At 36.3% G+C, this 24,970-nt stretch carries 18 protein-coding genes; 7 read left to right on the top strand and 11 right to left on the bottom strand.

The genetic code is table 11. The features are described from left to right. On the bottom strand, nt 1-570 hold the full coding sequence (locus FW780_RS16915; RefSeq protein WP_149834846.1) for a hypothetical protein: 570 nt from the start codon (nt 568-570) through the stop codon (nt 1-3). 101 nt (nt 571-671) lie between these two features. Here FW780_RS16915 and FW780_RS16910 point away from each other — a divergent pair, with 101 nt between their 5' ends. Together FW780_RS16910 and FW780_RS16905 are read left to right on the top strand one after the other, a co-directional pair. After that, nucleotides 672-1,739, top strand: coding sequence for a 3-oxoacyl-ACP synthase III family protein (locus FW780_RS16910; RefSeq protein WP_149834845.1), 1,068 nt, complete (start codon nt 672-674; stop codon nt 1,737-1,739). 67 nt (nt 1,740-1,806) lie between these two features. Then, on the top strand, nt 1,807-3,012 hold the full coding sequence (locus tag FW780_RS16905; RefSeq protein ID WP_149834844.1) for a metallophosphoesterase: 1,206 nt from the start codon (nt 1,807-1,809) through the stop codon (nt 3,010-3,012). 156 nt (nt 3,013-3,168) lie between these two features. On the opposite strand, the gene FW780_RS16900 is transcribed toward FW780_RS16905, so the two are convergent. The 3 genes from FW780_RS16900 to FW780_RS16890 form a co-directional block, all read right to left on the bottom strand. Further along, nucleotides 3,169-3,921 (bottom strand): polysaccharide deacetylase family protein, encoded by a 753-nt coding sequence (locus FW780_RS16900; protein WP_149834843.1) that lies wholly within the window; start codon nt 3,919-3,921, stop codon nt 3,169-3,171. A gap of 84 nt (nt 3,922-4,005) precedes the next feature. Next, the gene (locus tag FW780_RS16895) at nt 4,006-4,971 is read right to left on the bottom strand and encodes an NAD-dependent epimerase/dehydratase family protein (RefSeq protein ID WP_149834842.1); all 966 of its coding nucleotides are present in this window, start codon (nt 4,969-4,971) and stop codon (nt 4,006-4,008) included. Between the two features lie 99 nt (nt 4,972-5,070). Further along, nucleotides 5,071-7,926: a TonB-dependent receptor plug domain-containing protein gene (locus FW780_RS16890; RefSeq protein ID WP_149834841.1), complete on the bottom strand. Its 2,856-nt coding sequence runs from the start codon at nt 7,924-7,926 to the stop codon at nt 5,071-5,073. Nucleotides 7,927-8,167: 241 nt separating this feature from the next. On the opposite strand from FW780_RS16890, the gene ggt reads away from it, so the two are divergent. Beyond that, complete coding sequence (ggt, locus tag FW780_RS16885) at nt 8,168-9,856, top strand: gamma-glutamyltransferase (RefSeq protein WP_149834840.1); 1,689 nt, start codon at nt 8,168-8,170, stop codon at nt 9,854-9,856. 182 nt (nt 9,857-10,038) lie between these two features. Continuing rightward, the gene (locus FW780_RS16880) at nt 10,039-11,319 is read left to right on the top strand and encodes a dicarboxylate/amino acid:cation symporter (RefSeq protein WP_149834839.1); all 1,281 of its coding nucleotides are present in this window, start codon (nt 10,039-10,041) and stop codon (nt 11,317-11,319) included. A 150-nt stretch (nt 11,320-11,469) separates the two neighbouring features. On the opposite strand, the gene FW780_RS16875 is transcribed toward FW780_RS16880, so the two are convergent. The 6 genes from FW780_RS16875 to gyrB all read right to left on the bottom strand — a co-directional run bounded on the left by FW780_RS16875 (nt 11,470) and on the right by gyrB (nt 19,939). Further along, complete coding sequence (locus tag FW780_RS16875) at nt 11,470-12,360, bottom strand: diacylglycerol/lipid kinase family protein (RefSeq protein ID WP_394353397.1); 891 nt, start codon at nt 12,358-12,360, stop codon at nt 11,470-11,472. Nucleotides 12,361-12,364: 4 nt separating this feature from the next. After that, on the bottom strand, nt 12,365-13,189 hold the full coding sequence (locus FW780_RS16870; RefSeq protein ID WP_149834838.1) for an RsiV family protein: 825 nt from the start codon (nt 13,187-13,189) through the stop codon (nt 12,365-12,367). Between the two features lie 101 nt (nt 13,190-13,290). Further along, nucleotides 13,291-15,225: a DUF3857 domain-containing protein gene (locus tag FW780_RS16865; protein ID WP_149834837.1), complete on the bottom strand. Its 1,935-nt coding sequence runs from the start codon at nt 15,223-15,225 to the stop codon at nt 13,291-13,293. Between the two features lie 2 nt (nt 15,226-15,227). Beyond that, on the bottom strand, nt 15,228-17,120 hold the full coding sequence (locus FW780_RS16860; RefSeq protein WP_149834836.1) for a DUF3857 domain-containing protein: 1,893 nt from the start codon (nt 17,118-17,120) through the stop codon (nt 15,228-15,230). Between the two features lie 379 nt (nt 17,121-17,499). Next, nucleotides 17,500-17,922 (bottom strand): DUF5684 domain-containing protein, encoded by a 423-nt coding sequence (locus FW780_RS16855; protein ID WP_149834835.1) that lies wholly within the window; start codon nt 17,920-17,922, stop codon nt 17,500-17,502. Nucleotides 17,923-18,004: 82 nt separating this feature from the next. Further along, nucleotides 18,005-19,939, bottom strand: coding sequence for a DNA topoisomerase (ATP-hydrolyzing) subunit B (gyrB, locus tag FW780_RS16850; RefSeq protein WP_149834834.1), 1,935 nt, complete (start codon nt 19,937-19,939; stop codon nt 18,005-18,007). A 233-nt stretch (nt 19,940-20,172) separates the two neighbouring features. Here gyrB and FW780_RS16845 point away from each other — a divergent pair, with 233 nt between their 5' ends. Genes FW780_RS16845 through FW780_RS16835 form a run of 3 tightly spaced genes read left to right on the top strand, consistent with a single transcriptional unit; the run spans nt 20,173 to nt 23,040 of the window. Then, nucleotides 20,173-21,516, top strand: coding sequence for a cytochrome ubiquinol oxidase subunit I (locus FW780_RS16845; RefSeq protein WP_149388010.1), 1,344 nt, complete (start codon nt 20,173-20,175; stop codon nt 21,514-21,516). After that, nucleotides 21,513-22,517, top strand: coding sequence for a cytochrome d ubiquinol oxidase subunit II (locus FW780_RS16840; RefSeq protein WP_149834833.1), 1,005 nt, complete (start codon nt 21,513-21,515; stop codon nt 22,515-22,517). The genes FW780_RS16845 and FW780_RS16840 overlap by 4 nt, the downstream gene beginning before the upstream one ends. Before the next feature lie 7 nt (nt 22,518-22,524). Further along, nucleotides 22,525-23,040, top strand: a complete 516-nt coding sequence (locus tag FW780_RS16835; protein WP_149834832.1) for a ClbS/DfsB family four-helix bundle protein — start codon at nt 22,525-22,527, stop codon at nt 23,038-23,040. Nucleotides 23,041-23,076: 36 nt separating this feature from the next. On the opposite strand, the gene lysS is transcribed toward FW780_RS16835, so the two are convergent. Then, nucleotides 23,077-24,774 (bottom strand): lysine--tRNA ligase, encoded by a 1,698-nt coding sequence (lysS, locus tag FW780_RS16830; protein ID WP_047376881.1) that lies wholly within the window; start codon nt 24,772-24,774, stop codon nt 23,077-23,079. Nucleotides 24,775-24,970 lie beyond the last annotated feature (196 nt).

Raw genomic sequence — 24,970 nt, 5'->3', positions numbered from 1 at the left:
TTAAAACTTGTAATATTCTTTATAATAATTTAGGTAATCCTGCTTTCTGAAGATTTTAGATCGGGATTCCACTTTCTGGATATTTTTGATCACTTTGTCATAGTCTTCATCTACATTGTAATAAAAATCTTCTGTGTAAAGCTTATTGAAGCGTCTTGCTCCTCCATAATAATCCTTTCCGTCAATGACTGTTTTATCAAGGTTTGCCAGTAACGAATCTTTTTTAAGATTATATCCGTAATACTGGTCATTTACGTAGTAATCCTGGTGTGTAATATTAATCAGACCACGAAGTTTATTTACTTCAAATGCAGAATCGTAAAGCATTTTTTTGTTCTGATCAAAAACCTGAATAGAGTTTTTCCCTTTATTCAAATCCACATGTACAAACTGCCCCGCTGAAATAATACCTTCAGATCCGTTATTGATCTTAAAGTAATACGTATTCGGGGTAGGATTATCTACCACATAATAATTCTTCTTGGCTAAAAAAAGGAAGTAGATCCCAAAGGCAACGATAAACGCCACAGCTGCAATAAGTAAGCCTTTTAAGGACGAGTTGTTTTTCATAGATTGTAAAGTACAATTTTTGCAAATTTAATAATATTTTTAATTCTCCGTTATTAATATTAATTATTAACTTTGCATCTTTAAAAAAATCATATAAACGAATGCCGAATACGATCATTATTGGCTCTGGATCTTATATTCCGAACAGAGTTATTGGTAGAGATTACTTCATGAATTCCGAGTTCTACACTGAAGACGGAGTAAAGATTGAAAAGCCTGTGGAAGAGACCATTGCGAAATTTGTAGAGATTACAGAAATCGAAAACAGGAGATTCATTGAGGATGATCTTTCCAACTCACAAATCGGTTATGAAGCTGCAAAAATTGCCCTTGAGGATGCAAAAGTAGACGGTGAAGAATTGGATTATATCATCTATGCAAGCAATTTCGGGGAAGTTACTGAAAACGGCTATGCTGATTTTATGCCTACAATGGCAGCAAGAGTAAAGAATAAACTGGGGATCAAAAACAGAAAATGCGTAACGTATGATATGATTTTCGGATGTCCTGGATGGGTAGAAGCTATGATTTTGTCTGATAATTTAATTAAAGCTAAAGTTGCTAAAACAATTCTTGTTATCGGGGCTGAAACTTTAAGCAGAGTAACAGATCCATATGACAGAAACAGAATGATCTTTGCTGATGGTGCCGGAGCAGTAGTTGTAAAAGCAACAGACGAAGAGAATGTAGGAATTATTGCCCACAACACGATCTGTGACAACGGACCGGAATTAAACTACCTTGAAAACCAACCTTCTATCAACAAAGAGGCAGATCAGAAGCGCCTTTATGTAAGAATGCTGGGAAGAAAGATTTACGAATACGCTCTTAAAAATGTACCGGATGCTATCAAGGACACCATTACAGATGCAGGTCTTTCTATTGAAGATATAGATAAAATCTTAATTCACCAGGCAAATGCTAAAATGGATTACGCTATGATTGAGAGACTTCACAGACTTTATGACATCAAAGAATATGACCACGCGATCTCTCCTATGACGATTCAGGATCTTGGAAATACCTCTGTAGCAACAATTCCTACGATGTATGATTTAATAATTAAAGGAAAAATGGAAGGTCAATCGTTTAAAGAAAAAGGGAACGTTGTGATGACTTCGGTAGGTGCCGGAATGAACATCAATGCAATCGTTTACAGATTTCCTTAAAATATTTAATAAACAAAAAATATAAAAGCACAGGGAAGTTATTCTTTGTGCTTTTTTTGATCAGAACATGCAAAAGAATTTTTTAATCATCGCTGGAATCTTCCTGTTTTTGGAAGTTTATATTTATCAGGCTATCAGAACACTTACTGATAATTCATGGGTAAAAATCGGATATTGGGTACTCTCTTTAGCCGTGTATGGAATTTTCGCTTATGAAGTCACCCACTTCCAAAGATCAGACAGAAGTACAGTAAGGGCTCAGATCATGATCTCTTTATTTTTAATATTCATCCTTCCTAAAATATTTGTCGTTCTGTTTTTATTAATAGATGATATCATCAGAACCGGCGGATATCTGATAGGTTTTGCCCAATCTTCGGAAAATTTCTTCCCGGAAAGAAGGAAATTCCTGAGCATTGTTGGCCTTGGAATGGGAGGTGTTCTTTCCGCTCTTTTCATAGATGGAATTACTTTTGGTAAATACCGTCACACTGTAAGAAGAGTAAGGGTAAAATTCAACAATCTTCCAAAAAGCTTTAAAGGATATAAAATCATCCAGATTTCTGACGTTCATAGTGGAAGCTTCTCTGATCCCAGCAAATTACAGCACGCCATTGATCTGATTAATGAACAAAAACCGGACCTTGTATTATTCACTGGAGACATGGTGAATAACGTTGCGGATGAGTTCAAACCTTTTATTCCCCTATTTTCAAAAATCGAGGCTAAAGACGGCAAATTTGCAGTATTAGGAAACCACGATTATGGGGATTATGTATCCTGGGAGTCACCTGCAGCTAAAAAAGAAAACCTTGACACTTTGATTGGTTATGAAAAACAGGCAGGTTTTGACATGCTGAGAAACGAACATAGGATCATTGAAAAAAATGGAGAAAAAATATACATTCTGGGTGTTGAAAACTGGGGGTTAAAACCTTTCCCGCAATTCGGAAGAATAGATGATGCTTTAAAAAACGTACCGGAATCGGCTACTAAAATCCTAATGAGTCATGACCCTACCCACTTTGATTATGTGGTAAAAAAACATCCTTCAAACATCCATCTGACACTTTCAGGACATACGCATGGGATGCAGTTTGGGCTAGATCTTAAAAATGTAAAATGGTCACCGGTACAATATAAATATCCAAAATGGGCTGATTTATATGAAAGCGAGGGAAAACTATTGTATGTAAACAGAGGATTCGGAGTATTGGGATATCCGGGAAGAGTGGGTGTATTACCGGAAATTACTCTTTTTGAACTGAGTTAGAGTTGCGAGATTCGGGATGCGAGTTATTAGTTGCTGGTTGTTTTGGTTACGAGTTGCGGGTTTCTTTTGTTTCAAGTTTACTAGCTGCTGGTTACACACAACCTTAAACTTTGAACCTTGAATTTTCCCTAACCCCTGCCACCTATCACCTGCAACCTAAAAAATATAATCTTTCATACGGGAAGTAGCCATTTCCCTGTCATTGAGAAAAGTAAGGAGGGCATCTAATTTGTCCTCCATTTTTTTGCCCGAAAATAAGCTCCGGTAAAAAGGAATATCAAAATGGTATTTTTTGAAATCTGTAAACTGCCATGTATTCAGATAAATCAGTACAAATTCTTCATTCTGCAATGTTTCCAGAACCATATTCTGGTAATACTTCATGGGCAGGATCTGAAATACAAAATCATTATACGGAAGCTGACTGTAAGGAGAGATACTTTCAGGGACAATACTTAGCCCATCCTCTTCTGTAATCTCTGTATCTCTTTTGAGTCTTTTGAAAGGGAAAAGAATATTAGCATTGTCGATATTGGAAACGTAATTAAATTCCATCAGCTTTAAAATTTCCTGTGAAACTTTTACATCTTTTTGACGAATTCCCCTGATCTGTTTTTCCAGAAGATCCTGAATATTCTTTTTAGCATTTTCAATTTCTTCAGGAGTTGAGTCTTTATTATAAAAAGCAATTTCATGCCCTTTGGATGAAATTGCTTTTATTAAATTTTGAAGTTTTCCGATAAGAGAAACCTCTACGAAAAAACTTGATTTGATATCATGAATATCTAAAATTCTAAGAATTGCTCTGGTATTATTTTCTATAATTTTCAATCGCTCATCATCAGTAATCTGGGAGCCGTTTTTTACTTCAGCTTCAATACATGTGATGTTAAAAGTCAATAATACCATTTAAATTAAAATTTATATAAATTCTATAAAATATTAAAAATCAGATGTTAAAACAATTATTAATTAAAGTGTTACTTTACATTATTAATCTTTGCTTAATTTTACTTTCAGATTCTTGATCATATCTTTTGTCATTTCAGAAATTCCGAAATCATACGTCAGACCCCAGTCTTTTTTCGCTACTGAATCATCAATAGATGCCGGCCATGAATCTGCAATTGCCTGTCTGAAATCCGGGTTATAATCGATAGCAAAATCTGGAATTTCTTTCTTGATTTCTGCAGCCAGTTCTTTTGGAGTAAATGACATTCCTCCTAAGTTATAAGAAGAGCGAACGGATAAACTTTCTTTTGGAGCGTCCATTAATTTCAAGGTTGCATTGATAGCATCGTCCATATACAACATTGGCATTCCTGTATCTTCGGAAATGAAACTTGTATATTTTCCATCTTCAATTGCCTTATAGAAAATCTCAACAGCGTAGTCTGTGGTTCCACCCCCTGCCGGAGTTTTCCATGAGATCAATCCAGGATACCTTATACTTCTTACATCTACACCATATTTATCAAAATAGTATTCACACCACTTCTCCCCTGCCATTTTGGAGATTCCATAAACCGTTGTTGGGTTCAACACTACATCCTGTCCTACTTCATGCTTTGGAATTCCTTTTCCAAATACAGCGATAGAACTTGGCCAGAAGATCTTTTTAAGAAGCCCTTCTTTCGCCATTTCGCAAAAATGAAGCAATGGCTCAAGGTTCAGCTTCCAGGCGAAAATAGGCTGCTTTTCCGAAGTCCCGGATAAAAGCGAAGCTAAATGATACACTGTAGTAATTTCATAATCATGAATCACCTGTCTTACCAATTGTGTATTGGTAACATCCATTCTTTCATAGTGTCCGGCAGAAGTAATTCCTTCCTGCCATCTGTCCAATCCTGAGGCAACAACGTTCTCCGCTCCGTGGATTTCAACAAGTCTGTTCGTCAATTCGGTACCAATTTGTCCCAAGGCACCTGTAATCAGTATTCTTTCCGTATAGGATTCCATTTTCAGATTTTTTTTAGAATTGTACAAAAGTAAAAAAATCATATCAATAAAAAAGGCATGTAAAAACATACCTTTTTTATAAGCTCTAAAAAGAAATTATTAAAAGCTTAAATTAACCCTCACAAAAAGAAATCTGCCGTTCATCCCGAACTGGGAAGTGTTTCTGGAATAAATAAACTGATTTTGATTGGTAAGGTCTATAGGAGCAGCATTAGCAACATACACCAGATTACCAGAACTATCGAGAGCGGGCGTTTTTACAACAGCAGGCCCATAATTTTTATCCGGATAAATATCAAATAAGTTATTCGCTCCAATTGTCATTCTGAAACTGTTACTGAATTTGTAACCTACTGATAAATCTGTAATGACTTTTCCGCCCCAAACAGGATGCTCTGTTGCAACGGCCTGTCCATTAATAATCTCACCGCTTACAATACCATCTCTATTGGCATCCATAACGTTCGGATCTGTAACTTTCCCGAAATATACATTCCTCAAAAGAACATTAAACCTACCGATATCCAAAGCATTATTAAGAGAAGCCTTAAATCTCGGCACAGCTTCCTCAAGATAGATTCTACTTGATTCCGAGTAATAACGGTTAATTTGCCCTGCTTTAATCAAAGCATCAGAACCATGAATTTCTCCTACTCTGTTGGTCTTGGATACTGTTACTGCCAGATCAGAATTCAATGAAACTTTTTCAGAAAATTTACCTCTGTGAGAAATCACCCCTTCTACTCCTTTAGTCTGAGTATCAATAGCATTAGCAAAGAATGTAGCTGCATTTGCATTAGCCTGATCAAAAAGATTCTGTAGATTTTTTTCAGGACTTCCAACAGGATAACTTCCAGACGGTCTTGAGAACTGATCGGTAAGAACCACTCTGTTTTTGATTTTAATATAATAACCATCAACAGTAAAAGTAAGGTTAGCCTGTGGAATTTTCGCTGTAAAGCCTGCAGAATAACTTGTGGATTCTTCTTGTTTTAACTGCGGAATACCCAATAACCGGGCTGCCTCAGAATCATTTGAAAATGTCCCAACCTCAAATGCCGTACCTCCTACAAACTGAGTTGCCGTGGCATTGAAATAAATCTGCTGTAAGGATGGAGCCCTGAATCCGGTCGAATGGGCTGCTCTTAAATTAATCTGATCGGTAAGCTTATATCGGGTTGCTATTTTATAATTGAATGTAGATCCAAAATCTGAATAGTTTTCATAGCGCAGGGCCGCGCTTAAAAGCCATCTGTCTGTAACATCCAATTCTGTATCCACATAAGCGGCTACAGAACTCCTTCCTTTATTTAAAGCATTTTCAGGTCTAAAACCAGGGAACACCTGTGAGCCGCCCGGCCTGGTATTTCCAAAAAAATCAGTAGGTTTCAAAGAAGCTGCAGTTGATGGAGTCTGGATCATTCCGTTGATATCATACAATGCCCATGACGCTTCTTCCCCACTTTGTATTTTGTACCGTTCAAACCTCGCCTCACCTCCAAAAGCTATATTAAAACCTTTCAGCCAGTCGATTTTTGTATCAAAATCTGCATTTATGGTATTTTGCATAAAGCTTAACCCTCCTGCATCAAATTCCGTTTTACCAGGATAAGGCATAGATGCATTGGCAGTATTTTTAATGGTATAATCAAAAGTATTCTGTCCGAAAGTATTACTGATATCATAGCTAATATTCCCCAATTTTCCTTTGAATCCAGCAGCAAAAGAAAGATCAATAACATCAGAAGCTATTTCCGGTAAGAAACCGTTCGGATATAGGGCGGTAGAGGTTCTGTTCTGATTGGGTCTTCTGAAAAAACCTGCAGCATTACCATCTCTGTAGGAAATTCCTCCAAAAGCATATCCTTTCACAGATGATGAAAGATCAAATTCAGAATTGATAAAAAACTGCCCAGACGTCAATTTTGACTGCCCAACCCGCATGTTAAAATCATCCCTGGATAATTTTCTATAAGCCAGTTCATTCTCAGTAACATCAACTTTCAATAAATTCTGAAGCTGCGGAATGGTGCTGGCAGCCTGAATATCTGTTTGCTGCTGTGCCGTAAAATAACCAACTTGTGGTGTAAATTGATGAATATAATTTATAATCTGTTGTGTATTCGACGTATTACCAATGTTTCCAAAAAGTGAAGATATATTCACCCCTTGTTGCAAAGCCCTCTGCTCAATTGCGTTATATGCATTAAAAATATCACCTGTCGCCGCCTGCGCTCTCCTTGTATCATCTCTACTCAATAAACTTGCTGTAAAATTAATAAAGCCATTTGTCCCTAATTTGGTACCATAATTAAGATCTAACTGGTATTTTCCACCATCCCATCCTCCATGATGATCATTCGCTCCTTTTGAATTAAAAGCTCCTGCAGTAATGGCAGAAGTAAGAGCATTGGTATTTTTTTTCATAATGACATTGATAACTCCCGCAATAGCATCGGAACCATATTGTGCAGAAGCTCCATCTCTCAGCACTTCAAGTCTTTCAATAGCAAATGCAGGAATAGCATTAAGATCAGTTCCTACAGAACCTCTGCCTGGAGAACCGTTGATATTAACTAAAGAAGAGGTGTGTCTTCTTTTTCCATTAAGAAGAACCAAGACCTGATCAGGCCCAAGGCCTCTTAATTGGGCAGGATCCACATGATCTGTCCCATCTGCTACCGTAGTTGAATTGGAGGTGAAGGAAGGCGCCGCATAATTCAAAATCTGATTAAGATCCATCTGGGGGCTTAGCACTGACTGAGAACCAATGTTAATAACATCTACCGGCACCGGAGTATCAGTAGCTACCCTTGCTTTATTTCTTGATCCGATGGTTATCTTCACCTCATCTACCTGATTGGTCTTTATTGAATCTTTGGTTTGAGCATTGACATTGGCAGACATGAAAAACAAGACCCCAAGCAAGGCAATTTTTTGATAATTTTTGTTCATATGTTTTTTTTTTAAAGTGGCAATTCGGTTTATAAAAAAAATACATTTAAAATAATTAAACAATAATTAATTTGTAAATAAGAAAAATATTAATCACATTCATTAAATATTTATCATTACAAAGTATTTTTTTCATACGAAATAATCAATTTGATCATTTTTTTCACTTATCAATAATAAACTGCTGTTTAAGGCGCTTAGTTTCTATTAAATTATCTACTTTTGCCTTAAACATAATCATATGAAAAGAGTATTTCTGGTTGCCATACTTATGGCATTTAATTTTTCACCTGCACAGTTTACAGGTTTCAATATCATCAAGGAAGTACAGGTAAAGAAGAAAGGTGTTGTAGTGTCTGCACATCCATTAGCCAGTGAAGCTGGAGCCAAAATCTTAAAGATGGGCGGAAATGCCTATGATGCTGTTACAGCAACACAATATGCTCTTGCTGTAGTATATCCTCAGGCAGGAAATATTGGTGGTGGCGGATTTTTAGTAGGAGTAAAAAATAATGGGGAAAAATTCACATTAGATTATAGAGAAACTGCTCCGAAAAAGGCGTCCAGAGACATGTATATTGATAAAAAAGGAAAAGCAGATACGGATCTTTCCCAAAACGGAAGACTGGCAGTGGGAATTCCCGGAAGTGTGGCAGGTTTTTTTGCTACCCTGAAATACTGCAAACTGCCAATGGAAAAAATTATTCAGCCCGCCATTGATCTTGCAGAAAAGGGATTTGCTATTACGGATAAGGAAGCAGAAATGCTGAATAACCAAAGAGAAAAATTTCAGAAACATAATAAATCTTCTATCATTTTTGTAAAAGATGCTCCATGGAAAGCCGGAGATTTACTGATCCAGAAAGACCTGGCCGAAACCTTGAAATTGATCCAAAAATTAGGGGCAAAAGGTTTTTATGAAGGAAAAACAGCTGATCTTTTGGTTGCTGAAATGAAAAGAGGCAACGGAATCATTACCCTGGAAGATCTTAAGAATTATAAGGTTGCTGAGAGAAAAGCTCTTGAATTTGAATACAAAGGAAGTAATGTGGTAACCATGCCTTTGCCTTCAAGTGGCGGAGTTCTTCTGGCTCAGATGCTGAGAATGGCAAGTTTTGAAAACCTTGAAAAATATCAGCAAAACTCTACAAAAGCTGTTCAGATCATGACTGAAGCAGAAAGAAGAGCCTTTGCAGACCGAGCAGAGTATATGGGAGATCCGGATTTTATTCAGGATAAAACTTCTTACCTTATCTCTGACGACTATCTGAAAGGAAGATGGAAAAGTTTCAGCTTTGATAAAGCTACTCCAAGTGCGGAGGTTGGCAAAATCATAGAACAGCCAAAAGAGTCTATGCAGACCACTCATATTTCCGTATTGGATAAGGATGGAAATGCAGCTTCCGTAACCACAACTCTTAACGGCTACTATGGAAGTAAAGTTTTAGTTTCAGGAGCCGGATTCTTCTTAAATAATGAAATGGATGATTTCTCTATCAAACCAGGTGTACCAAACATGTTCGGGGCAGTGGGCGGAGAAGCCAATTCTATCCAGCCTAACAAGAGAATGCTTTCTTCCATGACACCAACTATTCTCCTTAAGAACGGAAAACCTTATATGGTTGTGGGAACACCAGGAGGAACAACAATTCCAACTTCGGTATATCAGTCTATTGTGAATGTTGTGGATTTTAAACTGAACGCCAATATGTCAGTGAATGCACCGAAATTCCATCACCAGTGGCTTCCTGAAACTATTACGGTAGAAAATAATTTTCCTGAAAGCACAATTTCTGAGCTGAAAAGTAAGAACTACATTATTGAAAAGACAAAATACATCGGAAAAACAGAAATGATTGTTCTTGATGAAAATGGAAGCATCCATGCAGTGGCAGATGGCCGCGGAGATGACTCTGTCGCAGTGGAATAATATCATCTGTCAACATTATAATATAGCTCCGGCTTCATTCGTAGAAAGGCAAAAGTCTTTTAGAATGAAGCCGGAGTTTTTTGTTGATCAGTCTGTTGCTACAGATCTTTTCAATGACTTTTGTCATGTTTTTAGATTAATTTTCTTAATTTTCGGCCTTAAAAAAACAAAACGACTGTTCTTTGAAAGCAAAAAAAATATACAATCAGCTTTATTTCCAGGTGATTATAGCTATAGTTGCCGGTATTCTTCTTGGAAAATTTTATCCTGAACTGGGAGAAAAGATGAAACCTCTTGGAGACGGGTTTATCAAATTGGTCAAAATGATTATCGCTCCGGTAATCTTTATTACCCTTACGCTGGGAATTGCCCACATGACTGATTTGAAAAAAGTAGGCAGGATCGCGATCAAGGCAATGATCTATTTTTTTACATTTTCAACTCTTGCGCTTATCATCGGATTATTGGTAGGAAATATCTTACAGCCCGGTCATGGTTTAAATATTGATCCTTCTACCCTTTCAGGCGATGTTTCACAATATCAGGCAAAAGCTCATGAATCTACGCTTACAGGATTCATTATGAATATTATTCCGGAGACATTATTCAGTCCTTTGGTGGGTGATAATATTCTTCAAGTTCTGTTGGTTGCTATTTTAATGGGAGTGGCTTTGGTTTTAACAAAAGAAAAAAGCCAGAAAGTAACCGATTTTTTACAGGATCTATCAACTCCGGTATTTAAAATCGTCCACATGCTTATGAAACTGGCACCTATCGGGGCATTTGGCGCTATGGCATTCACTATTGGAAAGTACGGACTTCACTCGGTCATAAATCTTATTTTTTTGGTCGGTACATTTTACATCACATCTGCTCTTTTTGTGATTTTGGTGTTAGGAGCTGTAGCCTGGTATAACGGATTTAACATTTTTAAGCTTATTTTTTATCTAAAAGAAGAGCTTCTTCTTGTTTTAGGAACCAGTTCTTCAGAGTCTGCTCTTCCGGGAATCATGGAAAAACTTGAAAAAGCTGGTTGCTCCAGAGCCATTGTAGGTCTTGTAGTGCCTACAGGATATTCCTTCAATCTTGACGGAACGAATATTTATATGACACTTGCTTCTCTGTTTATCGCACAGGCATTAAACATCCATCTTCCTATTGAAAAACAGCTGATGCTTCTTTTGGTAGCCATGTTAAGTTCAAAAGGTGCAGCTGGTGTTACCGGTGCCGGATTTGTAACCTTGGCAGCAACTCTGGCAGTAGTTCCAGAAATTCCAATTGCCGGAATGACACTAATCCTTGGAATAGATAAATTCATGAGTGAATGCAGAGCGCTGACAAATGTAATAGGAAATTCTGTAGCTACTGTAGTGGTGGCCAACTGGGAAAAACAGCTTGATAAAAAACAACTTCAATATTGTCTGGACCATCCAGTCGAAGTTGAGAAAAAGCTGGAAGTGTAGAATGGTTGCAGATAGCAGACTTTAGGTTGCAGGAATTGGGTGATGTCAATAGCCAATTTTGCTTTGCAAATGAATGGTGATTTTTTATGTGAAATCATAAATTAAGATTTATCATATCAAATAACTAGCAACAAAAATCAACCTGCAACTTTAAACCAAAATACTCAAACTCGCCGGCTGTACTTTAACATGAACAGGTGACTTAATCTTGTTGAATTCACCATCCAGATGCCAGTTTTTGGTATTGACTTTAAATGATATTTCGGAGACTGGAAGATAGGTAACATATTCATCATCTTTCAGTCTTTTGGTAAACATTCTGAAAGCAAAAAGTGCAGAATAGGTCAGAGGAAACTTTTTCACCAACACCATATCCACCAAACCATCACTTTTACTTGCTTTTGGAGCAATATAAGCATTGTTTCCAAACTGGCGGGTATTGGCAATATTCATCATCAGATACCTTCCGTTGTACTGCTGATATTCTTCGTCAAAAAACTTCACCTTGATAGGTTTGTAGTTGAAAAAGGTTTTCAATGAAACTTTGATATAGTTTTTGAATCCACGGCTTGTTTTCTCAAATTCCTTGACTACTTTACCGTCAAATCCTGTTCCTGAAACATTAATAGAAAGCCTGTCGTTCACTGTAAAAGTATCAATCTTTCTGGAGTTTTTTATTTTTATTTTTTCTAAAAGTTCATCCAGATTTTTACTGAATTGGGTTTCATTGGAAAATCCGTTTCCTGAGCCAGCAGGGAAAATAGCCAAGATTTTTTCTGTATTAATCAGGTTTTTGGCTACGGTAGAAATTGTTCCATCCCCTCCTATGGCTACAAAAATATCCACTTCTTCAAAATGAGACTGGATAAACTCATCTGTTCCCGGAATAGATTCTGATACGTAATACAAGGGGTTGTTAACCTTTGCTTTAAGTTCGTTCAAAAACGGCTGATAGTTTTTTTTGGCCGAGAAAGGGTTGATAATAAATGCTACTTTTTCCATTACCGCAAAATTAAAAAATGCTTCCTGATCTGGAAGCATTAATTTACTTAATTTTCATTCTTTCTTTAAATTCTGCATTTAACGTCCCTTTCAGGTCTTCCCATGAAACAGGAATTGTGATATCTCCCGCTGCAAAAGCGGCAATTTCGTAAGGACTGTAATGGAAATACAGGTTTTTATCGTCAAAATAAAAGTTATCGGATGCAGGAATTTTCTCAACTAACAGCATTTCTGAGTTTTTTACTTCTCCGTCACCATCCATCGTCCCACTGTTAATTTTATCTATATTTTTCATCAGAATTGCTTCAATTTTATTTTTAGGCATTGAAGTAATATCTTTCAGTTCTAATTTCTTACTGTTTTTAAGATCAAAAACTCTTTCTGAAAAACCATAATTGTCATGGGCTCCTCCTTCGTATCCGCTTCCTACGTACTGAATATGCATATAACCGTTTGTATTGGACATCAAATTCATATGTGAGCTTGAATACCAATTCTGGGCATAGGTAACATCTGAAACCCAATCTTTATTATCATTTTTTACAGAACTGAAATAGCCATTCTTTTCTTTATCAAGGTAAGCCTGAAGACCTGCTTTAGAAAAGTCTTTGATTTTTTCATTCTGAAAATAGATACTGTCTAATAGCTTTTTATCTTTTAATGAAGGAAAAACCAACAACTTTGAAGTGTAGCTCACTTTTAAAGAGTCTGTAATTTTTGTAGAATCATTCACTTTCACAGAGTCTACTACAAATTCTTCAGTGGTTTTATTTTCAATTTTTTCTGCCGGCCCTGCCTTTTCATTTTTTTTACAGGCAGTCACTGCTAAGAAAGAAGATAATGCTATAACAGCAATCGTATTTTTCATAATTCTGATTTTTGATATTAAATACAAAAACCATTCAAAAGATGAATGGTTTTTGAAAAAACTTTATTTTTTTTAAAATTTTGCTTGCGCTTTCTTAAATATTACTTTTTAACAAGGCTTATTACCTGATTTTCAAACTTAGATGCTACTCCCCAGATTTGTTTAAATGCAGGATAATATTCTTTCGGATAATCTGAACTGCTAATTTTTGTTGTGGCAGTTACTTCAAGCTTATTCCCTTTTTGTTCTACAGAATAGGTATAGGCTATTTCTTTATCTTCTGTAACGATTCTTTTTTCTTTAGGCATTTCCTCGATAACATATCCTTCTGGGATTTCAAGAGTAATCTTTTTTACTTTGGTGATAGGCGATCCAAAATCGATAGGATACTGTCTTACTTCCGTCTGATCAAACTCATTGGAACTTTTGTTTAAAAACAGCATTGGATTGATGATCATTTTCTTTCCTACTCTATCAATAAGGTTCATTGAAGAGAATTTCATACTGCTTTCAAAATCTCCGTTTTCCAAAACTTTTGAATCAATATCTGTAAAGTCCATAGAAAAGTTTTCCTTATACTGCTTTTTATATTTTTCCGCATTATCATCATAGCTGTCTTTCACATACATGGCATAAGCGCCCGTATCTCTGTCTGAGTAGGTTCCGGAAATACTTCCGTCATCATTGATCTTACCATTGACTGTAAGGAAAGTATTACTTGATTTTATATTGGACATTTGAATCTGAAGAGTCTTTTCTTTAGTTACCAAAATCCCAAATTGATTCCAGTTTTTAAGAGGTATCTCATCCAGAGAAGATTGCTTTGAGGTAGCGTCGTAAATATGCAGCTGTTTATCAATATTAATAGCGGCCAAAACAAAATTCATATTGGAGATATTGGGAGACACCAGGTTAATCAATCCATTTTCTACGGTAGAAATTACCAACGGATCAGCTTTAAGACCAGCTTCGCGAAGCATCATCACTAAAAAAAGATTAATTTCTGCTGCATTTCCAACTTTAGTTTCCAACAACTTTTTGATACCATCTTCAGTATAAACTCCTTTATCTTTATTCCAGGTAAAAGTCTTCTGAACATATGAAAAAATAGCATTTGCCTTTTCAAAATCGCTTTTCATTTCTGAAACTCCTGCCGGCATGTTTTCTTTGGCAAGTTTAGTTCGTTTCAGTTCTCCTCCGAAATCGTCACTTTCATAAAGTCTTTTCCCAATCTGATCCCATGATGATGAATATAATTTAAGCTCACCAAAGTTCGTAGAGTTCAACTCTGCACTGATTTTCGTTCTGAAGTTTCTGTCGTTTCTTACAAATTTTTCAGTTTTAAAGCCTTTTAAATTTTCATAAGCAAATCTAAAGGTTTTGTATTGAGATCCGTACAGGTTTCTTTCCTCTACTTCCTTGTATTTAGGTGAAATCCCTCCGGTATAGTTTACATTGTATGCCATATTGATAGGGGTATCCAAAACATATTCTGTGTTCAGAGAAGGAGTATCAGATTCTATCAATACCTCTGGAATCATAAATCGGAACGGAGATACAATTTCATACTGATATTCTAAGATTGATCCATTTTTCACACTTGGAAAAGCAAATTTTGTAAGTGTAACATATTTATTCTCCTTACTTTTATATTGTGAGCTTTTTTCCACTTTCAAAGGAACTGTGTTTCCGTTTTCAAGATTGTATGTAAAAGCCTTGAACTTACCCAATGATTCTCTGTTGGTTCCAACATTATAAATAGGGATTTCAAGATTCAGCCAGTCTTCAGCTTTATCTTTATCATAAATCTTAACTCTATAATAATATCTTTTGTGCAGATTCCCTGTGCTTGCATCCACCATAAAGTAAGCAGATTTATACAAAATTTCAGCAGGAGCATTTTCATCCAATAAAGATTTTGTTTTAGACAAATCTGCATCGTTGAATTTCGGAGGGCTCAGAAATTCGTATTTCTTCTGTGCATTAATCATTATTGCATTGGCAGAGCAAAGAACCAATACTATTAGTTTTTTCATGGTTAGATTTTTGTAATTAAAATTTTTGAATTATCCATGTTCAGAATTTTTTTTCTGAAACTTATGTAGTCATTGTATTTTTCTTTTGGGTACAGACCTTTATTGATCTGCATTTTTCTTGTCACTTTTATCTGATTATCATTTTTAACAAAGCTTAGCTTATATGATCCAAATTCAGAAGTGATGGTTGAATTATCCGGAGTTTCATCAATTTTATAGCCCATAGGAAGAATAAAAGCAATTTCATATTCATCTTCAAAGGACATATTGACTTCAAAAGGGAGTTCACGATTCTCATCTGTCTTATAAACAACATCAGAAAAAATAGGTACAGATCTGAATAAAAGGCTGTTTCCTGCTTTTTTAGAGAAATTATTGGTTTTAAAATCAAGGTCATACGTAATAACAGCATTGTCTCTGTCATTGGTAAAATTCTTCATTTCCACTTTTTCAAAGTTTAAAATGTCAAAATTTGCCTTTACCGCATCATTTTTCTCTTTTGGATTTAGATTTACAAACCTTAAATTATAATCATATTGATTTCCGGTATAGGAAAAGCTTCCTGTTCCTGCGATACTGTTATCCTCGTTAAGGTTGATTCTCAACACCTGTTTTTCTTTATTCTGCTCGGCTTTATAGACCGGTGTATTGATAAGCTCAATTCCCTTTGGGGTCACTGCCAGTACATTTCTATCAGTTGTACTGTAACTCAAGTGATTAAAAGCCATCTGTTGAGAGGTGTTTTCAAGCCAGATATTTCCCTTTTCAGTCGGAACCATCAGGATAACGTGATTTCCTCCCATAGAAGGAAATTCAGGATCAAAAGAAACCTGCGAACGGCCGGAAGTAATGATACAATAATTGGAAGGAATTCCTGCCTCAGTCAAAAGAACTTTCATATAATTTGTAAGTCCTTTACAGTCCCCATAACCTTTTTTCTGAACCTCATCCGGCATCATAGGCTGCCAACCTCCTATTCCTAATGCCACAGCAATATATCGGCTTTTGTTCTGCATGTACTGATAAATTTTCTTCACCTTATCTTCTACAGATCCCTGCAGCTGTAAAGAGGCCACTTCAGCCTTGATAGCAGGAGTAGAAGCTGAAACGGGTATCAGAAGATCATTATAAATCCATGTTCCGAAATCTGTCCAGTTATTTAAAGTTCCCTGCTTTCCTGCCAAACTGAATTTTGCCAGCGCAAAGTTTACTGCAGGCAAGATTTTAACAGGCTGCGGTATCATAAAAGCGTCATCAATTGCGGGTACGTTTTTGTATGAATAGGTTTTGTCATTTGCACTGCCACTTTCTATAACGGAGGTATAATTGTATTTTGACGGGTATATCTTAGAACGAAGTTCAATTCCTGAAGTATTAATGATTTTAAACTGTGCTTCTTCCAGTGATGTTTTAATAGTGGTAAATGGCACAAAATCAGGAATGAAAACGGTATTTTCATCATCCGTTTCATAAGAAAAGTCAACGGTATAAGGATACTGAGCCGGTGTATAAGAATATACCAAAACTCTGTTATCAGAATAAAAGATCCCCTGAGGATTGTTTGCTATATCCTGAAAATCAGACTTTGAAACACTTTTAATCTTTTTTCCGGCTTCATCGTAAATGGTTACTTTTACGTTTGAAATACGTCTTGCTTTATCATAAGGAATATAGGCTACGGCCTGATCATTACCGTCTTTGTTCAAAACTGTAGTAACCGTGTTATATTGATATTTTATCTGATCAACTTTATTGATCTGAGCCGTTGTAAAGTCTTTTCGTATAACAACATTAGCATTTTTCTTTAAGTTTTCAGGAATTGCTGAAGCAGGATAGCTTTGAGCAAAATATAATGAGGCAACAGAAAAAGCCCCAAGAACTAATATTTTCATCATAGTTATTAAAATTAAGCAAAAATAAGAAAATCTTAATAACTGTTAAAAAAAATATAAAAGGCTTCAACATTGTGAAGCCTTAACCTAATACTTAAAAAGTACTTTTGTAGATGTACTTATAAGGATATGAACACATTATCAACTTTTCATTATTATATTCTGAAAAGTTAAAACAGAATATTTATACTCATTCTAGATATTTATTCTGTGCATGAAGCGATAAACTTCATATTGTCTGCGTTTCAAATTTAAAATAAATTATGATTCATATAATTCAAATGCTGTAGAATTAATAATAAACAGAAGTACAATTAATTCTACAATTAAAAAAAAGACCTCATTTCTGAAGTCTTTAAATTTTTTCAATTTTCATTTCATTTTAATCATTTGGAACCAGTTTACTATCAAATTGATCGCTTCCAAGTCCCAGTACTGGAATAAAGATAAATCCAAAAAGGAGAATCAGAATGGTGTACAGAGGAGTTTCTTTGGCAAAACCTTTAGCCAGTCTGTCATATACAACCCAGCATGCGTAGATATTTACCAGAGGAATAAAGAAAAGAATGATCCACCATATTGGTTTTTTCACAATTTCCAGCAATACTATTGAATTATAGATCGGGATAAAAGCGGCCCAGGCATCTTGTCTTCCTGCTTTCTGAAAGATTTTGTACATGCAGTATCCGTAGAAAAGATAGCATAGTAAGCCGAAGAACATTGTTCCGATCCCTAATCCTGCAGCGGCTGCACCAGACACTGCATCTGCCCCGTTGTAAGGGTCTGTTTGTAAAAGAGTTAACATATTATTGTTTTTTTGGTTTATCCAAATATAAAAAAAGCTTCTAAATAATTAGAAGCTTTTTTTATTATATTTTTAAAAACGTTTATGCATCAATTTTTGCATATTTCGCATTTTTCTCGATAAACTCTCTTCTCGGCGGAACTTCATCTCCCATTAGCATTGAGAAAACACTGTCTGCTTCCACTGCATTATCAATGGTTACCTGTTTCAGGATTCTGTGATCAGGATTCAGGGTTGTTTCCCAAAGCTGTTCAGGGTTCATTTCCCCAAGACCTTTGTAACGTTGTACTTCTACTCCTTTTCCATCCGGAGACATCTCTAAGGTAAACTCTTCACGTTCTTTTTCATTGTACGCATAGACTTTTTTGTTACCTCTCTTTAATAGGTATAAAGGTGGCTGAGCAATATAAATATATCCGTTCTCAATAAGTTCTTTCATATATCTGAAGAAGAAAGTAAGAATCAGGGTAGAGATGTGAGAACCATCGATATCAGCATCGGTCATAATCACAATTTTATGATATCTAAGCTTCGCCATATTCAAAGCTTTGCTATCTTCTTCAGTCCCTACAGATACTCCAAGAGCGGTATAGATATTTCTGATTTCCTCGTTGTCATATACTTTATGAAGCATAGATTTCTCTACGTTCAAAATTTTACCTCTTAAAGGAAGAATAGCCTGGAAGTGTCTGTCTCTTCCCTGTTTAGCCGTTCCACCTGCGGAATCTCCCTCTACAAGGAAAAGTTCAGATTCAGCCGGGTCTTTAGAAGAACAGTCAGAAAGTTTTCCGGGAAGACCAGAACCTCCCATTGGAGATTTTCTCTGAACCATTTCACGGGCTTTTTTCGCAGCTTGTCTGGCTTTAGCAGCTAATACAACTTTTTGAACAATTACCTTCGCTTCATTAGGATTCTCTTCCAGGAAATTGGTAAGCATTTCCCCTACAATCTTATCTACAGCACCTGAAACTTCAGAGTTTCCTAATTTTGTTTTGGTCTGTCCTTCAAACTGAGGTTCCATTACTTTTACAGAAATTACAGCTGTTAATCCTTCACGGAAGTCATCACCGGTAATTTCTACTTTTTCTTTTGCAGGAAGTCCCAATTCGTCTGCATATTTCTTTAAAGTTCTTGTTAAAGCTCTTCTGAAACCTGCAAGGTGCGTACCTCCTTCATGGGTATTAATATTGTTAACATAAGAGTGAAGGTTTTCGTTGAATGACGTATTATAACGCATTGCCACCTCTACAGGAATATCATCTCTTTCACCTTCCATGAAAATCACGTGTTCCATGATAGATTCACGATTACCATCGATATAAGCAACGAATTCTTTCAATCCTCCTTCAGAATGAAAAACTTCTGAACGGAAAGAACCGTCTTCCAATTTTTCTCTTTCATCGGTAAGTGTAATTGTAATTCCTTTATTAAGGTAAGAAAGTTCTCTTAAACGGCTTGCTAATGTATCATAGTTGTAAATCAGTTCCGTAAAAATGGTATCATCCGGCTGGAAAAACTGCTTTGTTCCTCTTTTCTCACTATGCCCGATCTCTTCAACCTGAGTCTGTGCTTTTCCTTTAGAATAAATCTGTTGATAAACATTCCCGTCTCTGTAAACAGTAGTTACCATTTCATTGGAAAGTGCATTCACACATGATACCCCAACTCCGTGAAGACCTCCTGAAACTTTGTAAGAGTCTTTATCAAACTTCCCTCCGGCTCCAATTTTTGTCATTACAACTTCAAGGGCTGATTTCTGCTCTTTTTCGTGGAAATCAACCGGGATACCTCTACCGTTATCACTTACTTCAATTCCGTTTCCTTCCTTGATGCTAACGAAGATCGTGTCGCAGTATCCTGCCAATGCCTCGTCAATAGAGTTATCTACTACTTCATAAACCAAATGGTGAAGACCTCTTGTTCCTACATCACCAATGTACATTGAAGGACGCATACGAACGTGTTCCATTCCTTCCAATGCCTGAATACTACTAGCTGTATATTGTTTTTGACTCATATTAAATATTAAAAATCTTGCTCTATGCAAAGACTTACAAATATCGTGATTTTTTTCGAGGTATGAAAGTTAAAAAGTGTCAAAAAAATGTAGAGTTTTCTTATTGAAAACATAAGGAACAACAATTCATAAAAGAATCAAAATTAAATGGTATTCCTGAAATATCAACTGTTTTAAATCATACTCAACATCAATAATTTATGCTTAAATTTATTAACTGAAAAGTTGATATTATGGATGATTTTATTGCTGCCCGTGCCCAAATGGCACTTTCTCTGGGCTTTCATATCATATTCTCCTGTGTGGGTATGGTGATGCCTTTTCTCATGGCTTTTGCCCATTGGAAATACCTAAAAACCAATAATGAAGTATATAAAGGGCTTACAAAAGCATGGAGCAAAGGAGTAGCTATTCTTTTTGCCACCGGAGCTGTTTCAGGAACAATGCTTTCTTTTGAACTGGGACTTTTATGGCCTGGTTTTATGAAGCATGCCGGTCCTATTTTCGGAATGCCTTTTTCACTTGAGGGAACAGCCTTTTTCATTGAGGCTATTGCCATCGGATTCTTTTTATATGGATGGGAAAGATTCAACAAATGGTTTCACTGGTTCTGTGGATTTCTTGTAGGAGTAAGCGGACTTGCTTCCGGAATTCTGGTAGTAGCAGCCAACTCATGGATGAATTCTCCAACAGGTTTTGATTATATTAACGGACAGTATCTTAATATAGATCCAATTAAAGCGATGTTCAACGACGCATGGTTTCCGCAGGCTCTTCACATGACTGTTGCTGCATTTTGTGCGACAGGATTTGCGGTAGCCGGAGTTCATGCCTTTATGATCATGCGAAAGAGAAATATTGAATTTCATACCAAAGCGTTTAGAATTGCAGTAGGTTTTGCTCTTATCGGAGCATTCGGAGCGCCTTTGAGTGGTGACGTTGCCGCAAAATCTGTAGCGGAAAGACAACCGATAAAACTGGCTGCTATGGAAGCGCATTTTGAGACTGAAAAAGGAGCTTCTTTTATCATTGGAGGAATTCCTGATGAGGAAAAAGAAGAAGTGAAATATGCTGTAAAAATTCCAAAGGTTCTAAGTTTCCTGGTGAGTAATGATTTTAACGCAGAAGTAAAAGGTCTTAAAGATTTCCCGAGAGATGAATGGCCTCCGATTGCGGTTGTTCATTATGCTTTTCAGATTATGATCTTTTTCGGAGTGGTTATGATTGGCATTGGAGTGATTTATTTATATTCTTTTTTCTTCAGAAAAGAATGGCTGAGTAAAAACTGGCTGTTAAAGACCTTCTTAATAGCAACACCTTTTGGATATATTGCTCTGGAAGCAGGATGGACAGTAACAGAAGTAGGCAGACAGCCGTGGATTATCTACGGAATCATGAGAACAGTAGACGCTGTTACCCCGATGCCCGGAATACAGTATTCATTCTACTTCTTTACTGCAATTTTCATATCATTATCGATGATTCTTATCTTCCTTTTAAGAAGACAGATTCAAATGGTACCGAAACTTTATGATCCTACCGACCCTCAGTTTAACGATAAAAACAAAAAATCATGATCTACGTTGTTATAGGTTTTCTCTGGCTGTCCATCTGTCTTTATATTATTCTGGGAGGGGCCGATTTCGGAGCTGGTATTGTAGAGCTTTTCACCAATAAAAAAGCCAGACATAAGACCCAGGAGATTATGTATGAGTCTATTGCTCCTGTATGGGAAGCCAATCATATGTGGCTGATCATCGCGATTGTAATTCTGTTTGTAGGGTTTCCCGAAATCTATACCACGATGTCTACGTATCTTCATATTCCTTTGGTATTGATGCTCGTAGGTATTATCGCAAGAGGAACTGCATTCACCTTCAGACATTATGATGCCGTGAAAGATAACTGGCAGGTTTTGTATACCCAGATTTTCTATTATGCGAGTCTTTTAACGCCTTTCTTTTTAGGGTTAATTGCTGCTGCAACGGTTTCCCACTCTATCAATCCTGATGCTGTAACTTTTGTTGATTTATATATTTTCAGCTGGCTCAACTGGTTTGGGGTTTCTGTAGGTTTATTCACTGTTGCATTATGTGCTTATTTAGCTTCTATCTTTTCATTAAGAGAAACCCGTGATAAAGCAGATCTTTTACTGATGATAAGAAAGTCCAAGCAAACGATGATCTTTGTAGTGATTACAGGAATATTGGTGTTTGTTACCGCGTATATTTCAGATATTCCTCTTTTAATGTGGGTGTTTTCCAAGCCTTTGGGTATTATGTCTATTGCTTTTGCTACGATTGCCTTATTGCTTATTCTAAGAGCGATGAACCAACAAAAACTGCTTCCGGTACGTGCTTTGGCAGGATTTCAGATGGTGATGATTTTAGTAGCTGCAACGTATCAGCATAATCCGAATATTATTTTATTAGGAAACGGACAGCATCTTTCATTACTGGAACATATGGCTCCCGAAAAGACTATCGCTGCATTGGGATGGGCTTTGATGCTGGGCTCCTTATTTATTCTTCCATTTTTATTTTATCTGATGGCTTCTTTCAGTAAGCTGAGAAAATAGTTGAAATATGCAGACTTATAAAGATAAAGCAGAACTCATTGAAGAAATTAAGAAAAGATTTCTGCTTTATGATCAGGAATTTAATGGTATCAAAGAGAGTGAAAAGGATCTTTTACAGCCTGGGGTTGACAAAACTCCTTCACAAAACATTTCCTATCAGTTAGGCTGGACTCACCTGCTTTTGCAATGGGAAACTGATGAACAAAAAGGATTAGAAGTAAAAACTCCCACCCCTGAGTACAAATGGAATAATTTAGGAGGTTTATATCAATCTTTTTATGATCAATATGGTTCTCTTACTTTACAACAACAAAGAGAAATATTACAAAATCAAGTTAATGAAATTATTACATGGATAGAAAGCCTTGATGATGATATTTTATTCATTCCGGATAAAAGAAAATGGGCAACTACTCCTGCTCAATGGTCGGTCTGGAAATGGATTCATATCAATACTGTAGCTCCGTTTAAAAACTTTAGGACACCGCTTCGGAAATGGAAAAAAGAAAAAGGTACAGAATAGCTCTGTACCTTTTATATTTATATTTCCTGAGAAATCTTAAGCCAATTTCATCAAAAGATTTTCATCAATCTTCTCTACCTTCACAATATTGTTCTTTGTCAAAGTTTTGGAAGCTTTATCCCATTTTTTACCAGATAATTGGCTTCTTTCTTTTACTTCAGCTAAAGACATTGCTTCTTCCTGAGAATTAAGGATTTCAAGGATTACTTTTTCATCTTCTCCCAGTTCAATCTGTGGAACCGCTTTTTCAGGTCTCATCTGAGGGAAGAATAATACTTCCTGAATTGATGCATTATTCGTTAAGAACATAATTAATCTGTCCATACCGATTCCTAACCCTGAAGTTGGAGGCATACCATATTCCAATGCTCTTAAGAAGTCCTGATCGATGAACATTGCTTCATCATCTCCTCTTTCAGATAAAGTCATCTGTGCTTCAAAACGCTCTCTCTGATCAATAGGATCATTAAGCTCTGAATACGCATTGGCAATTTCTTTACCACATACCATCAATTCAAAACGTTCTGTTAATCCTTCTTTGCTTCTGTGTTTCTTCGTCAGCGGAGACATTTCGATCGGATAATCTGTAATGAATGTCGGCTGAATGAAGTTCCCTTCACATTTCTCACCGAAGATCTCATCAATTAATTTTCCTTTCCCCATCGTCTCATTCACCTCAATACCGATAGACTTGGCAAAATCATATAGTTCCTTCTCAGTTTTTCCTGTAATGTCAAATCCTGTATATTTCAGGATAGCTTCTGTCATGGAAACTCTTGGATAAGGTGCTTTCCAGTTGATTGTATGTTCACCAAAAGTAGATTCTGAATTTCCATTAACCTGAGTAGCACAGAATTCCAATAATTTCTCAGTGAAATCCATCATCCAGTTGTAGTCTTTGTAAGCTACATAAATCTCCATAGCAGTAAACTCAGGGTTATGCGTTCTGTCCATCCCTTCATTTCTGAAGTTTTTAGAGAACTCATATACACCGTCAAAACCACCTACGATCAATCTTTTCAGATATAATTCGTTGGCAATTCTTAAATATAATGGAATATCTAATGCATTATGGTGCGTAATAAACGGTTTAGCTGCAGCTCCACCAGGGATCGACTGTAGAATAGGTGTTTCCACTTCAAAGTATCCTGCATCATTAAAGAACGTTCTCATGGCGTTGAACAATTTTGTTCTCTTCACGAAAATTTCTTTAACTTGTGGATTTACCGTTAAATCTACATAACGTTGTCTGTATCTCAATTCCGGATCTGTAAAACCGTCATGTACAACACCGTTTTCGTCAGTTTTAGCCTGAGGAAGAGGACGCAAAGCCTTTGTAAGAAGGGTAAAGTTCTTTACTAAAACCGTCATCTCTCCTACCTGCGTAGTAAACAACTCTCCTTCGATACCGATGATATCACCGATATCCAAAAGGTGTTTGTATACTTCATTATATAGTTCTTTATCTTCACCCGGGCAGATCTCGTCTCTGTTGAAGTAAACCTGGATTTTTCCTTTAGAATCCTGCAATTCTGCGAAAGAAGCCTTCCCCTGAATTCTGCGGGACATCAATCTACCAGCGATCTTTACCTGTTTACTTTCAGAAAAGTCCTGTTTTATAGATTCTGTAGTATCTGTAATGGTATACTCATCCGCAGGGAACGCATTAATCCCCATTTCAGTAAGCTTATTCAGCTTTTCTCTTCTAATGATTTCTTGTTCTGATAATTGCATTTCTTATTTTTCTAAAAGCGTACAAATTTAGGCATTTTTGACATGACCATCAATGGCTTTTTTAAGAAATTTTAAAATGTGTTGAGGAATGATGTTGAGATACGAGATTCGGGATAATGGGATATAAGATTCGGGATGCTGTCAATAGTGAATTTTGCTTTGCAAGTGAATGGTGAGTTTTGATGGAAAATCAAGA

Source organism: Chryseobacterium sediminis (assembly GCF_008386505.1).
Classification (GTDB): Bacteria; Bacteroidota; Bacteroidia; order Flavobacteriales; family Weeksellaceae; genus Chryseobacterium; species Chryseobacterium sediminis.
This window is presented reverse-complemented; position numbering and strand designations above follow the sequence as displayed.

Coding starts and splice junctions, on each gene's coding strand:
- FW780_RS16915 (WP_149834846.1), bottom strand. CDS start 570: ATGAAAAACAACTCGTCCTTAAAAGGCTTACTTATTGCAGCTGTGGCG.
- FW780_RS16910 (WP_149834845.1), top strand. CDS start 672: ATGCCGAATACGATCATTATTGGCTCTGGATCTTATATTCCGAACAGA.
- FW780_RS16905 (WP_149834844.1), top strand. CDS start 1,807: ATGCAAAAGAATTTTTTAATCATCGCTGGAATCTTCCTGTTTTTGGAA.
- FW780_RS16900 (WP_149834843.1), bottom strand. CDS start 3,921: ATGGTATTATTGACTTTTAACATCACATGTATTGAAGCTGAAGTAAAA.
- FW780_RS16895 (WP_149834842.1), bottom strand. CDS start 4,971: ATGGAATCCTATACGGAAAGAATACTGATTACAGGTGCCTTGGGACAA.
- FW780_RS16890 (WP_149834841.1), bottom strand. CDS start 7,926: ATGAACAAAAATTATCAAAAAATTGCCTTGCTTGGGGTCTTGTTTTTC.
- ggt (WP_149834840.1), top strand. CDS start 8,168: ATGAAAAGAGTATTTCTGGTTGCCATACTTATGGCATTTAATTTTTCA.
- FW780_RS16875 (WP_394353397.1), bottom strand. CDS start 12,360: ATGCTTCCAGATCAGGAAGCATTTTTTAATTTTGCGGTAATGGAAAAA.
- FW780_RS16870 (WP_149834838.1), bottom strand. CDS start 13,189: ATGAAAAATACGATTGCTGTTATAGCATTATCTTCTTTCTTAGCAGTG.
- FW780_RS16865 (WP_149834837.1), bottom strand. CDS start 15,225: ATGAAAAAACTAATAGTATTGGTTCTTTGCTCTGCCAATGCAATAATG.
- FW780_RS16860 (WP_149834836.1), bottom strand. CDS start 17,120: ATGATGAAAATATTAGTTCTTGGGGCTTTTTCTGTTGCCTCATTATAT.
- FW780_RS16855 (WP_149834835.1), bottom strand. CDS start 17,922: ATGTTAACTCTTTTACAAACAGACCCTTACAACGGGGCAGATGCAGTG.
- gyrB (WP_149834834.1), bottom strand. CDS start 19,939: ATGAGTCAAAAACAATATACAGCTAGTAGTATTCAGGCATTGGAAGGA.
- FW780_RS16845 (WP_149388010.1), top strand. CDS start 20,173: ATGGATGATTTTATTGCTGCCCGTGCCCAAATGGCACTTTCTCTGGGC.
- FW780_RS16840 (WP_149834833.1), top strand. CDS start 21,513: ATGATCTACGTTGTTATAGGTTTTCTCTGGCTGTCCATCTGTCTTTAT.
- FW780_RS16835 (WP_149834832.1), top strand. CDS start 22,525: ATGCAGACTTATAAAGATAAAGCAGAACTCATTGAAGAAATTAAGAAA.
- lysS (WP_047376881.1), bottom strand. CDS start 24,774: ATGCAATTATCAGAACAAGAAATCATTAGAAGAGAAAAGCTGAATAAG.